The sequence below is a fragment of the Pedobacter fastidiosus genome (genome assembly GCF_014306625.1).
Classification (GTDB): domain Bacteria; phylum Bacteroidota; class Bacteroidia; order Sphingobacteriales; family Sphingobacteriaceae; genus Pedobacter; species Pedobacter fastidiosus.
In genome coordinates, this window is the sequence record NZ_JACRYL010000031.1 from 26,983 (window position 1) to 40,089 (window position 13,107).

Consider the following 13,107-nt stretch of genomic DNA (forward strand, 5'->3'; position numbering starts at 1 on the left):
TTTTAAATTGAAACCCGAAGATTTAATAGCGTACATCCATGTAGATGAATATTCTTCTACACCTAAATATAAGCAGTTAACAAATGCTATATTATCTGCTATTGAAAGCGGAAAGCTGGAAAAAAATAGCCTTTTGCCCTCGATAAATGAGCTGAGTTTTGGCTTGGAAATGTCAAGAGACACGGCTGAGAAAGGCTATAGAAATCTAAAAAAATTAGGTGTTGTAGATTCCGTTCCCGGCAAAGGTTATTTTATAGTTAATACAGATTTTTCTAGAAAGCTAAAAATCTGCTTGCTGTTTAATAAATTAAGTACGCATAAGAAAATTACTTATGATGCTTTTACAAAGGCGATTGGCGAGCAGGCCGCAATAGATTTTTACATTTACAACAACGATTTTGCCCTATTTAAAAAATTGCTTATCAGTAAAAAGGATGATTATTCCCATTTTGTAATTATTCCTCATTTTTTAGAAGGTGGCGAAAATGCACACGAAATTATAAATACCATCCCGAAGGAAAAACTGATTATTTTAGACAAACTTTTACCGGGAATTACTGGAGATTATGCTGCCGCGTACGAAAACTTTGCTCAGGATATTTATGCAGCTTTAGAGCAAGCCTTGGATCGATTATCGAATTACAATACGTTAAAAATAATTTTCCCCAAAAACAGCTATTTTCCCCAAGAAATTTTGAAAGGTTTTTACCGCTTTTGTCAGCAATACGCTTTTGCCCACAAGGTGATTCACAATATTAAAGAAGAAGAAATTAGCATTGGTGAGGTTTACATCAACTTAATGGAAGATGATTTGGTTACTTTAATTGAGCGTTTAATTGCTCAGAAACTGAAGATAGGGAAAGATGTTGGCGTAATTTCTTACAATGAAACGCCACTTAAAAGAATTATTTTAGATGGAATTACCACCATTTCTACTGATTTTAAACAACTTGGAACCCAGGGAGCAGAATTTATTTTAAGTGGTAGAACCGATAAAATAGAAATTCCTTTCTATCTTAATCTTCGAAAATCTCTGTAAATTATTAGTGATCAGATTAAGAAATGAGTGCAATCTGCAAGCAATTCTACAGAGTTGTTTTTGTTCATAAATAGTTAAAAGGTAACTCCACTAAAACCTTATTATTTATTAATTTAGATCTTTAACATTTCGGTATTAATGAGGGAACAAACTGCAGGCGATCAATCGATAGAACAAAATCCTTACGATTACATATTAAGCGATTTTAATCTTAAAAACCTGAGCAGTATTGTAATTTTAAAACACGTTAACCATCAGGTTAACACAGATGTTAAAGGTTATTTCAATATTGTTCCTGAGCAAATTGAAATTGATTTTGGAGCCTTTAGTTATCATGATTCCAATTTGCCCTTTCCTGTTGTGCAAGTACAGCAAAATGAAAAGTCGGTAAAACTTTCCTGTCGATGTGCAACCCCGAAGAATAAGCTTTGCGAACACCAAACACAGGTTTTATACAACATTTTACAACGCCAAGATTTACTTATTTTCTTCGATGAAAACCTCCGTAGACAAAAAATGGCAAAGATTGCGGTTGATTACGGACTGGAAAAAGAAACAAATCTCGACGGTGTTTTTACGGTAAAATATGAAAACGGAGTAGCAGAAATTACACCTAAAATGAAATTTTTGCAACCCTTTAATTTGGAGGCACAACAAAATTTGGAAACCCTTTTGCTGCCAGCAAAAAAAACTAAACTTGTTTCATCTTCATCGAAAAAAACAAACGATAAAATGTTTTTGGTTTTGGGTCAGCATCGGTATTACAACAACTTAACTGTTGATTTATTTGAAGCCGAAACCACAAAAACAGGTAAAGTTAAAAATCCACTAAAGGCATTAAATCCTTCAGATTTTTTGTTCAAAACAGAAGATAATAACCTGCTTAAATTTTATAGTGGCATTTCTGCTTTTCAACAAAACTACAATACCGATCAAACGGAAGCCGAAATCGAGGCCTTAAAATCCATCGTAAAAAATCCCTTGGGGATTACAATTTATCAACACGATTCAAAACTTTCTTCCAACATTCAAGCCTCATCAATTGTGGCGGTTAACGTGCATATTTTGGATGTAGATTTAAGGTTGTCGGTAAATCAACGAGATGATTTTTATGAGATTACCGGAAGGTTAATTATTGAAGGAAAACCTTACGAACTAGATAATCTTGTGTTGCGTTATCAATATTTTATTCAGTTAAAAGATGAACTTTATTTAATTACTCGACAAGATTTTTTAAGAGTTATAGGCTTCTTTAAAAAACAAAGCAATCGTTTAATTCTGCATAAAACCAAGTATCCAGAATTTCAGAAAACCATTCTAATTCAGTTAGAAGGCAGTATTCACGTAGATTATTCTTATTTAAAACCTGCAACCAAAAGCCAGATTGAAGAGAAGGGTTTCGATCTTGAAAACGAGCAACTCATTTATCTCTCCGAATCGGAAGAATATATTTTAATCACGCCGGTAATGCGCTACGGAAATATGGAAATCCCTGTTTTATCCAAAAAACAAATTCAGGCGCAAGATAAATTGGGCAATCTTTTTACCTTACATCGAGATGAAGAAGCGGAGTTACAATTTATTGCCAACATTTTGAAACAGCATCCATATTTCTATGAACAAGAACCCGTCGATTCATTTTACCTTCACAGAAAAAGATTTTTGGAAGAAGCTTGGTTTCTTGATGCTTTTGATATTTGGCGCAATAAGGGAATTCATATTTTAGGTTTTAATAAGCTTAAAAACAATAAGCTAAACGAGCATAAGGCAGAAATCAATATTGAAGTTTTAAGCGGGACAGATTGGTTTGAAACTAAGATGAAAGTGAAGTTCGGCAAGCAACAAGTGGCGTTGAAACACCTACATAAATCCATCAGAAATAAGAGCAAATTTGTTACGCTTGATGACGGTACGCAGGGTATTTTACCCGAAGAATGGATTGAAAAGTTTACGGGATACTTTAACGCAGGTGAAATTGTAGAAGATCAACTTCTTACTTATAAGATAAAATACGCCTCGATAAATGATCTTTACGAAGATGCACTTTTGGATGGCGATGTAAAAAACGAACTGAAAAATTATAAAAAGAAATTTGAAGGAACAGATTCTATCCAAGAGGTTGAAGTGCCAAAGGCACTTACTGCAACCTTACGTCACTATCAAAAAGACGGTTTAAATTGGCTTAATTTTTTAGATGATTTCAATTTTGGATCGTGCTTGGCCGATGACATGGGCTTGGGTAAAACCATCCAAATTCTGGCCTTTATTTTATCTCAGCGAGAAAAGGTAAATCATAATACCAATCTTGTTGTCGTTCCGGCCTCTTTAATTTTTAACTGGAAAGCTGAGGTAGAAAAATTTGCGCCATCTATAAAAGTGAAGACTATTTACGGAAATGATAGAACCAAAACCACTGATACTTTTGATGATTATGAAATCATTTTAACCTCTTACGGAACCTTACTTTCTGATATTCGTTTCTTGAAAGATTATCGTTTTAATTATATCTTTTTGGATGAATCGCAGAACATTAAAAATCCAGAATCTCAACGATATAAAGTAGTTAGGATGCTTCAATCGCGTAATAAGGTGGTTATGACAGGGACGCCTATTGAAAATAACACATTTGATTTATACGGACAGCTCTCTTTCGCTTGCCCGGGTTTATTTGGAAGCAAGCAGCAATTTGCAGATTTATATTCAACTCCAATTGATCAGTTTAAAGATAGCCGACGTGCTGAAGAATTGCAGAAGAAAATAAAACCTTTTATTTTAAGAAGAACTAAAGAACAGGTTGCCAAAGAACTTCCAGATAAAACAGAAATTATTTTATACTGCGAAATGGGCGAAGAACAGCGAGAGGTTTATGAGGCAAACAAAAAGGAAATTCAGGATTTTATTTCAAACAAAAGTGAAGATGAACTTCCGAAAAATTCCATGCATGTTTTAAAAAGCATTACGCAGTTGAGGCAGATTTGTAATTCGGCAGCCTTATTGGCCGATGGAAAATCTTATCTTCAAGCTTCATCAAAAATTGAAGTTTTATTAGAGCAAATTGAAAGTAAAGCTAAGAACCATAAAATTTTAGTTTTTTCTCAGTTTGTAAGCATGCTCGATTTAATTAAAAAGCAATTGGAAATCCGAGGAATTAAATATGAATATTTAACGGGACAAACGAAAAAAAGGGGAGAAGTGGTTGATTCTTTTCAAAAGAACAATGACATCCCTGTTTTTTTAATCAGTTTAAAAGCTGGTGGAACAGGACTTAACTTAACCGAAGCCGATTATGTTTATTTGGTAGATCCCTGGTGGAATCCGGCAGTAGAAAATCAGGCAATTGATCGGGCATATAGAATTGGTCAGCATAAAAACGTTATGGCTTTACGTTTGATTTGTCCGGATACTATTGAAGAAAAGATTATGAAGTTGCAGGCGACAAAGAAAGATTTGGTTAAAAATTTAATTCAAACGGAGGGCGGAATGTTTAAGAATTTAACCAAAAAGGAATTACTCGGATTGTTGAGTTAGTTAACTCGTTTTAAGGAGTTTTGCTGGGTTCGTAGAGGGAAATTTTGGAGATCTTTATAATTATGCATTTGACTCATCGGTTGATGTATCACCGACCGAAACTAAAGGAGGAGATTGCTTCGTCATTCTTCCTCGCAATGACGAATTTTAAATTTCGCCTATCGGTTGGTGTTAAAATAGGAGATTGCTTCTCCATTCTTCCTCGCAATGATGAAATTTTCAATTCACCTATCGGTTGGTGTTAAAATAGGAGATTGCTTCGTTATTCTTCCTCGCAATGACGAATTTTAAATTTCGCCTATCGGTTGGTGTTAAAAGAGGAGATTGCTTTGTTACTCTTCCTCGCAATGACGAATTTTTTACTAATCGGTTGATGTCTCACAGACCGAAACTAAAGGCGGAGATTGCCTCGTTATTCTTCCTCGCAATGAGGAATTTTCAATTTCATCCATCGGTTGGTATTAAAGGATGAGATTGCTTCGTCATTCTTCCTAGCAATGACGAAATTTAAATTCCTCCTATTATCGGTTGGTGTCTCACCGACCGAAACCAAAGGTCAAATCTCCTTTTCAAACTCATATCCCAAAAACTTAGGAACATTTACACTTTCCACAACCTTCCAATCTTTCTTTTCCGAAATAAATTGAGGTTCAACTAATCCCGATGCTTTAGCTGTTTTAGTATAAAAATCTTGTTTTATTGGATGATTTGGAGCACAACCATTATAAATTCTTCCAAAAGCCTGCTTATTCAAAATCTCACAAGCAATTCCTACGGCATCAATTTGGTGAATTAAATTTACAGATGCCAAACCATTTGGAACATCAGTTTTACCGGCAAAAAATCTTCCCGGATTCCGATCAGGACCAATTAATCCCGCAAAGCGGATGATGGTATAATTATCGGGGTGCAAATTTTTAAATATATTTTCTGCTTCCAAAACCACGCGACCTGAATCCGTATCGGGATTGGTATCACTATTTTCGTTAACATTATTGTTTTCATCAGCATAAACACTCGTCGAACTGATTAAAATGATATTTTCTATAGTGCCTTTAGAGGCTTTTATAATTGAATTTATTTTGTTGGGATAGTCTTTAAGCTCAGCGGAGTTTCTTTTAGGTGGAATACAAATGAAAAGTACATCAGCGTTAAAAAAATCCTTTTCGGCAACAATTTCTTCAGCAGTAAAACTGATTAAATACGGCTCTATGTTTTGTTCTCTAAGTACTTGTAATTTTTCTGGAGTGGTTGTAGAACCTTTAACGGAATAATTTAATTCGATTAATTTTTTGGCTAAAGCGAGCCCAAACCAGCCACAGCCTAAAATGGAAACGGTTTTCATTTGCAATCTTATTTTTCAGTTAATAATTTTTGGTTGGCAATAACAATCGAGCAATTAAAACAATTAACTGTAACTACCCTTTTTCTGAGTTGTAACAAGCTCGGCAACGTGGCTCGTAACTTTCCTTTTCGCCAAGTAAAACTGTTGATTCATTCGCCACCGTTCTATAACTAAAAAGTGCCGGATTTCCGCAACAAACACAAACCGCGTTTACTTTGGTAACATGCTCTGCAATCGCCATTAAAGCAGGCATCGGGCCAAAAGGTTTTCCAGTAAAATCCATATCCAAACCGGCAACAATAACTCGGATTCCTTTGAGAGCGAGCTTATTGCAAACATCTGGAAGTTCATCATCAAAAAACTGAGCTTCATCTATTCCCACAACTTGGGTATTGGTTCCGAGTAGTAAAATTGCCGATGCGCTATCAACTGGAGTAGAATTAATAGAATTTAAATCGTGAGATACAACCGCAGTTTCATGATACCGTGTATCCGTTCTGGGTTTAAAAATCTCTACATTTAGTTTAGCAATCTGCGCCCTTTTTAGTCGTCGAATCAGCTCTTCGGTTTTGCCAGAAAACATAGAGCCACAAACTACCTCTATACTGCCCGAAAATTCGCCTCTTCTTCTAAAATTTTGTTCGCTAAATAACATGCCCGATTTTTTACTCCCTTATGTCTGTGCTATAATTTTTAAACCGAACAAATATGAGAAGATTGTACATATGTATGTTATTACTATATTTGAGGCAGGTTGAGTGACAAAAAAGTGATAAAGTAATTAACAAAACAATATGGCAAAGTTTACATTTTCTGCTCCGTTTCTGTCGGACAAAGATAGTAAAAAATGGATGGTACGATACAAAATTCAGTATGATGGAATGAAACCAGAGTACCGTAAAGAATTTGGTAAACGTTACAATTTGAGTATCAACGATTCAAGCCTAAATAATAAAGAACGACTTGAAAATGCTGAGGTGTTAGTTGCAACAATCCTATCAGAACTGCAAAGAGGTATCGACCCAGAGAATTCAATTGAGGGCTATCAAGAACTTAAAAGGCTTCAATTAGAAGCCGAAAAGAAATACACCCTGCAATTTAATTTCGATTTCTATTTTCAGAAGTTGGGATACGATAAACCTAGTGAAAAACAAAAAGACAGTGCGAGAAATATAAAGATGTTTTTTCAGAACCAATTTATTCCATATTTCAACAACCTTAAAATTGATGATGTTAGAGAGCTTAATAAACAGGTATTACGTGATTACTTAGATTTCCAATATAATAGTGGCGATTGGGTTGCAAGTAGCGTTAATGTAAGAAAAGGTTGGATAAGTGCCTTTTTTGGGAAGTTGGTTGAGTTCGATGTTTTAGCTATTAATCCTATAGCTTCAATTAAAAATTATAAATCTAGTGGTGTCAAGGTGATTCGTTTTCAGACATTTTCAGAAAATGAAGTAGAAACAATTTTTAAATATTGCAAAGACAATGGTCTCATACGCTTAGAATTATTTCTAAAAATTATTTACTATGCATATATCCGAAAAAGCGAAATTAGAAGACTTACATTTGAGCATATCGATTTAAGTAATAGCAGATTTAAAATAAGTGAAGATATTTCCAAAAAAGGAGAGGTTGGAAAGATTTATAGTGTTTTAATGCATCCAGAATTAATCGATGCTTTAAAGAGATATATTAAACATTATAACTTAAATGCAGATGACCACAATAAGGTATTAATGAGCCTCACCAAGCGTAATTCTCCTCTAGCAGTTAACTTTATTCAGGGTGACTTTGATAAGATGTTAGTGGGCGTTAAAATCGCTAATCCAAAAATGTTTCAGAAGAAAGGTCAAACAATTTATTCGTTTAAACACTCTGGGGTGCAACACCGCTATGATAGACTGAAATCAGAAATTGGTGGTGCGAAGGCTTTAGACTTTATTAGAAGCCAGTGCAGACACAAAAGCCAATCTACAACAGAAATTTATTTACAAAATATTGGTTGTGACATAAGCCCAGACGATACGACTAATTATTTTTTGTAGAAGCATCCAAAGCACGTTTCGCAAGTATCTGAGCAATCTTTTCTTTTTGGGTTAACTTTTTAGCTTTTTCGGGTTTTGGTTTAGTCTGCTTGTCACTCATAACGATTACGTGTAAATCGTTAACCTGCTTTTCAATATTTGCCAAAGAATTATTATCAAGAATTTTCTTTCTAATATCTTCTTTGGCAAAGTCATCTTTCAAAACAGCGAGCTCAACAAGTTGAAGCTCTATTTCGACCTCACTTTTGATTTGCTCGTATCGCTTTTCATTTGCGTAATCAAAAAAAGCTTTTCCCTTATTTTCCGAATTCATAGTATAAAATTATGTCTTAAATTTAAAAAATCAAGTGTGATTTATATAAGTTTTCAATTCGAAAATATCGTAGTTGATTTTCCTTACAAGACCAAAATTTTCGTTTAATCTTGCATTAATATCGTATTCACCCTTCACTCTAAATTTTATAGTGAGTTCCCCTAAAGAGTAAACCGCCTGAATTCTTATAATAAATGTTCCATCGTGTTCTACACGAAAACATAAAATAATTTCATCGGAATCAGCAGATATGATTTCTGATACATATTTGTAATTCCTTTCCCTCGATTCTAAGAATGTTTTCACCTCTTCTATAACCTTTTCACTTAATTCGCTGGTCATTCCTAAACAAGTTAATTATTAAAATCAGATTTCATTTGTGCATCTGCTTGCTCGTACGCAATATTGGTGATTTTTTGAAAATTAAGGATTATTGTATGTATTTGTAAACGTTTTGATAGCCTCAAATAGATTTGAACTCAATTCAGAATCATTAATTTGTTCAATTTGCGCAAATCCATCTTTGGTAATTGTGTTTATCACAAGGTCGCAATCATCCGAATCACTTTGAATAATTTGAACATTACCTTCATCGGTCATTAGGATTGTTACATCAAAAAGTAAATAATACTTTTAATAGTTGAGAAATATTTATCCGATGGTACTTTAAATTGGATAAATGAAACTGGTAAATTCATTTATTAATTATTTATGTTACTGTTCAAGAAGTTTTCAACCTCTAATAAATCCTTTTTTATTTTCTCCCTAGCCTCATTCGATTGAGTAATTTCCGACCTATCATCCCATTGTGGTTTTAATCTATAAGAAATTTTGCCATTGATATCGTCTTCTCCTTTTCCATAAATGTTAAAGTTTCCATACAGGTCTTTAAATCTCAAGGTAAAGTTTGTCGAGACGATATTATTATCAAGAATAATTTCTCCACCAACATTTTTATAATCCACTGATAAGCTATTGAATCGACTAATGATAAGTTGTTCTGCAAGTTTTTTTTGTTTAGTGTGAATCATAGAATTAGTAGCTGATTACTTATCTTATTTTAATAATCCTTTGAAGAAAATTAATGTTGTCATTAGGTAGTATTTTACTGTAGACTTATGGGTGATAACTATTCATAATTTCTACTTGAAGTCCCATTAATGTATGTATTTGTCGAATCCGAATAATTTATCCTTATATAACTTAGAATTTCTGTTAATTCTGCTATTAATTCTTCAATTTTTACTCTGTTTTGATTTGTGTGGATTTTTGGTTTAAGAGTTTCTAACATACTCTTTAACTCAAAATTTTTTTATCGTAGTAATCCAAATATTGTTGTAGATTTTGCTTAGTTTCTAATGCCATTTTATTTAAATAATTTCATTAATATAAAATTTAAAATTAGCAACTAAAAGGGTAATTGTACCTTTTTATTACCACCCCACCTAAAACCCCACCTAAAACCCCACTCATTACCCCACCATAATTAGAAGCTAAGAACTAAATACTATTATATAGAAAGATTAATTTTTTATACAATTATATATGATGGGGTTTGTTGTTTAAATATTGAAAACCCCCTGTTAACATAGACTTGAAAAAAATAATAAACGATATATCTTTATTTTAATCGATAATTATGTTTAGAAAAGTTAACATTTTCTATTTCGAAGATATTTATTAATAGTAGCTTGATAAGTTACATCAAATTGTCGGGGTTGGCGGTCATTCCAACTTTTTCCTCCAACCTCGATTTTGCTTAATGGAATGAGCATAAAAAAAAGTTGGAGCAAAATATTAACAAATTGAAAAATCAAAAAGAAAATGGTTTAGTCATCAACCTTCCTATCACTATTAAATCTGTAATTGATGCAGAATTCACAACTTACTCTAAAAATAATTTAGAGAAAATCTATTTCCTCGTATGGAAAATAAATAAAGAGAAAGATTATCAATTGCATATCGGTAATCACGCTGAATTTTTTGGCCTTAAAAGAGGCGAAATAACTAAGATTTTAAATAGTTTAAGAAGACTTTTATTAATATTTAACTCAGAAAGTTATTCAGCAGGCTATAAATCTAATACATATCAGGTGTATAAAATATTTAAACTTACTACATCTGATTATCAAGTGTTTTACTATCCTTCTCAAAATAATTTACCGATGTGGGTACAGAAGTATATAGCCGATGGTGGCACAATAAGGTCATCTAAGCATACTAATTGGGTTAAGCGGGTAATAAAGAAAATGGATAAAGAAAGCAGCATGGCTGCTTTAAAAGAAGAAATAGTGATTTTAAAATCACAACTATTAGAAAAGGATTTATTGATAACACAATTGAGAGAGTCTCAAATTAAGCAGGATACCGAACTTAAAAATCCAAACCTTGAAAACGTTAATAAACCTTCTCAATTGAGAATCATAAGCAATGCCGAAATACCACAGATATTAGAATGTAAAAAGTTAGGAAAATCTTTCCGCTTAGTTTACGATGAAAATGTAGCTATAACAGATGAACTCTTAAATTATTTATCTCTCAATATTTCGAAAATCACGAATTTTTATGAATACAGGGATTACAATGCCTTGATTATAGGTGATTATTTAAAAATAAAAAACGCTGTTGCTTTAAGTTTAAAAGTTTAATAGTTCATTAAGTTCTACATTTAACCCCTTAGCTATCTGCAACAAATAGATATATGAGGGGTTTACATTGCCAGTTTCAAGACGTTGTATGCTTTGTTGGTCTTTGCCTAGTGAATGAGCCAGTTCTGTTTGAGTTAAACCTTTCGATAATCTGATATCACGTACTCTAGAACCCAATTTCAACAGTAAGTCTTTCTTCTCGTTCATCACCAATAAAAGAACGGGAAAGCTTTTAAATTATATACAACAGATACGTTGTAAAAATTCAAAATTTTATTATATTTGAAATAGAATTTACTAAAATAAATTAAACTCTTAAAATGGAAATTACGCAAGAACAACGAAAAGAAAACGACAGAAAATTATTGATTCTCCTATTCCTTATCATTAGTGTCTTTGGTGGATGCTATTATATGATGGGCGATAAATCAACCACCACGACAACATCGAACACCGAATTTTGCAATATTCATAATATTACATACAGCACAAAGAATGCTTATGGTGGTTGCCCAAAGTGCGTTAAACAGCAACAAGCAGATGATGCTGCTAAAGGGTTGGAAAAAAAGATATATGGGAAATAAAGATGTGTTACGGAGTAGCAAGTTTCAATTTTTTGATAACTTAGATATTTATTAAATATTATAACTATGAAAATACTTATGTTAACGCTCATATCAATTTTGACTTTAAATCTTTATGCGCAGGAAGTGCCGATTCCCAGAGGTGCTGATAAAATCATTGTTAAAAATAACAAAACTGCATCTGAAAACTTTATCGCTGTAAAGCAAAATCTGGCGGAAAAGGGTATCGAAATTGCAAAGCAGGATAAAGATATATTTCAGATAAAAACTGGGATTACCCCTATCACAAAGTATGGAGCAAGTGCCTATTATATCATCTTTTGCCAAGACAACCAAATTAGCGTTAAAGGGCTTTTCAATACGGGTATCGTGATAAATAATATGATGCAGGATACTTATCAACAAATAGCCAATCGGAAACTTGGGTTAAATAAGGTTAGCTTCCAGTCAATGGTTACGTTAGCAAAGTCATTTGGTAGTGAATTGTTATATGAAGGCGGTGAAGCTGTAAAAGCTAAATAAAAATTATATCATTTAAAAATATTATCAATTAGTTGATATTTATTTATATAAGCGACCTGCTTATATACTCATATAATTAAAATTATTTTTATTAAGACCCTTACATTGGATAGTGTAAGGGTTTTTTATTTAAAAAAAATCATCAGAAACTTAACTTTTTTCTTTTTCATACTATTTATAATAAACAATAAAATTATGATTTTAAAGTATGAGGATAATGGAATCCAGTTGGCCTATGGGCTTTTAAGTGCATTTAAAATGCACGTTTCGATTATGGAAGATAAACATTCAGTAGTCGATTTTACAGGTAATACTTGCTCGATGATTGCAACCGCACCATATGTAAAAGGCAATTACTACGGAGAAGTTAAGAAAAGAAATGTCTCGAGCAAATCTTTTGACAGCGATTTATTAGAAGTAGATAAGTTGAATAATATGATGGCCTATGAAAATGGGAACGCTAAATATATATACTTCAACATCTTCAATGATGATATAGTTAGAATCTACAATCTCCACGAAATAAACTTCAATGATATTCCAACCTATGTGTTGCAATGCCCCAAAAGCACAATAAATAATATGGGAAATAAAGATAAACTGGTTAAGTACTTGCCAGTCTCGTTAGCGAAAACTTATAAAATAATTAATGGAAAACTTAAAAGAATTTAAAAATATAGCCCAATACCTGCAAGCTGTTCAAATACAGAAACTTGAAAAAATAATTGAGTTAATATCAATTGAAGGGTATCTGCCAAACCCAGAAAAACTAATTGAGAGAACAAAGAAACCTAGTGTAACACACGCCAGAAGGATAATAGCTTTTATAGCTAGATACCTTTACAACATTGAGGGTAATGTAATTGCTAAACGCTTAAATCTGGATAGAAGTCAGGTTTTTGCTATTGTCGCATCAACTTTTGGAAATGTACAGGTTGAGACCGACTACAGAAATGAGTTAGCAGGATTAATAGATAAGTTAAAATGCATTTAAATATGATTATAGTGGATAAACCGCTTCAAATTGACCCCTCTTCGCCAATCTAAAAAGTTCCCCTTAGCCGAGTTAATTTGATAAGG

General features: G+C 32.9%; 14 protein-coding genes. 8 read left to right on the forward strand and 6 right to left on the reverse strand.

Annotated elements, in window-relative coordinates; all coding sequences use genetic code 11:
- Positions 1-7: 7 nt before the first annotated feature.
- Positions 8-1,039 carry a GntR family transcriptional regulator gene (locus H7U22_RS21450; RefSeq protein WP_187073396.1) on the forward strand — a complete coding sequence of 344 codons (1,032 nt, stop codon included), beginning with the start codon at positions 8-10 and terminating at the stop codon, positions 1,037-1,039.
- 138 nt (positions 1,040-1,177) lie between these two features.
- A complete protein-coding gene (locus H7U22_RS21455) occupies positions 1,178-4,567 on the forward strand; it encodes a DEAD/DEAH box helicase (RefSeq protein WP_187073397.1) in 3,390 nt (1,129 codons plus the stop codon).
- A 556-nt stretch (positions 4,568-5,123) separates the two neighbouring features.
- On the opposite strand, the gene H7U22_RS21460 is transcribed toward H7U22_RS21455, so the two are convergent.
- Both H7U22_RS21460 and H7U22_RS21465 read right to left on the reverse strand, forming a co-directional pair.
- Positions 5,124-5,912, reverse strand: coding sequence for an NAD(P)-binding domain-containing protein (locus tag H7U22_RS21460; protein ID WP_187073398.1), 789 nt, complete (start codon positions 5,910-5,912; stop codon positions 5,124-5,126).
- Positions 5,913-5,985: 73 nt separating this feature from the next.
- On the reverse strand, positions 5,986-6,567 hold the full coding sequence (locus H7U22_RS21465) for a thymidine kinase (RefSeq protein WP_187073399.1): 582 nt from the start codon (positions 6,565-6,567) through the stop codon (positions 5,986-5,988).
- A gap of 139 nt (positions 6,568-6,706) precedes the next feature.
- Here H7U22_RS21465 and H7U22_RS21470 point away from each other — a divergent pair, with 139 nt between their 5' ends.
- A complete protein-coding gene (locus H7U22_RS21470; protein WP_187073400.1) occupies positions 6,707-7,960 on the forward strand; it encodes a tyrosine-type recombinase/integrase in 1,254 nt (417 codons plus the stop codon).
- Here the strand turns inward: H7U22_RS21470 and H7U22_RS21475 are convergent.
- The 3 genes from H7U22_RS21475 to H7U22_RS21490 form a co-directional block, all read right to left on the reverse strand.
- Entirely contained in the window at positions 7,944-8,273 is a 330-nt protein-coding gene (locus H7U22_RS21475) for a hypothetical protein (protein WP_187073401.1), read from the reverse strand. The two genes, H7U22_RS21470 and H7U22_RS21475, sit on opposite strands and share 17 nt — an antisense overlap.
- A gap of 30 nt (positions 8,274-8,303) precedes the next feature.
- The gene (locus H7U22_RS21480; protein ID WP_187073402.1) at positions 8,304-8,615 is read right to left on the reverse strand and encodes a hypothetical protein; all 312 of its coding nucleotides are present in this window, start codon (positions 8,613-8,615) and stop codon (positions 8,304-8,306) included.
- Between the two features lie 359 nt (positions 8,616-8,974).
- Entirely contained in the window at positions 8,975-9,304 is a 330-nt protein-coding gene (locus H7U22_RS21490) for a hypothetical protein (protein ID WP_187073404.1), read from the reverse strand.
- A 774-nt stretch (positions 9,305-10,078) separates the two neighbouring features.
- Here H7U22_RS21490 and H7U22_RS21495 point away from each other — a divergent pair.
- Positions 10,079-10,921 carry a hypothetical protein gene (locus H7U22_RS21495; RefSeq protein ID WP_187073405.1) on the forward strand — a complete coding sequence of 281 codons (843 nt, stop codon included), beginning with the start codon at positions 10,079-10,081 and terminating at the stop codon, positions 10,919-10,921.
- Here the strand turns inward: H7U22_RS21495 and H7U22_RS23520 are convergent.
- Positions 10,910-11,128, reverse strand: a complete 219-nt coding sequence (locus H7U22_RS23520) for a helix-turn-helix domain-containing protein (RefSeq protein WP_187073406.1) — start codon at positions 11,126-11,128, stop codon at positions 10,910-10,912. The genes H7U22_RS21495 and H7U22_RS23520 overlap by 12 nt on opposite strands.
- Positions 11,129-11,241: 113 nt before the next feature.
- Here H7U22_RS23520 and H7U22_RS21505 point away from each other — a divergent pair, with 113 nt between their 5' ends.
- The 4 genes from H7U22_RS21505 to H7U22_RS21520 all read left to right on the forward strand — a co-directional run bounded on the left by H7U22_RS21505 (position 11,242) and on the right by H7U22_RS21520 (position 13,021).
- Entirely contained in the window at positions 11,242-11,505 is a 264-nt protein-coding gene (locus H7U22_RS21505) for a hypothetical protein (RefSeq protein WP_187073407.1), read from the forward strand.
- Positions 11,506-11,571: 66 nt separating this feature from the next.
- Positions 11,572-12,027, forward strand: coding sequence for a hypothetical protein (locus tag H7U22_RS21510; RefSeq protein ID WP_187073408.1), 456 nt, complete (start codon positions 11,572-11,574; stop codon positions 12,025-12,027).
- A 195-nt stretch (positions 12,028-12,222) separates the two neighbouring features.
- Positions 12,223-12,699, forward strand: coding sequence for a hypothetical protein (locus tag H7U22_RS21515; protein ID WP_187073409.1), 477 nt, complete (start codon positions 12,223-12,225; stop codon positions 12,697-12,699).
- Complete coding sequence (locus H7U22_RS21520) at positions 12,677-13,021, forward strand: hypothetical protein (RefSeq protein WP_187073410.1); 345 nt, start codon at positions 12,677-12,679, stop codon at positions 13,019-13,021. The genes H7U22_RS21515 and H7U22_RS21520 overlap by 23 nt, the downstream gene beginning before the upstream one ends.
- The last annotated feature ends 86 nt before the right edge of the window (positions 13,022-13,107 follow it).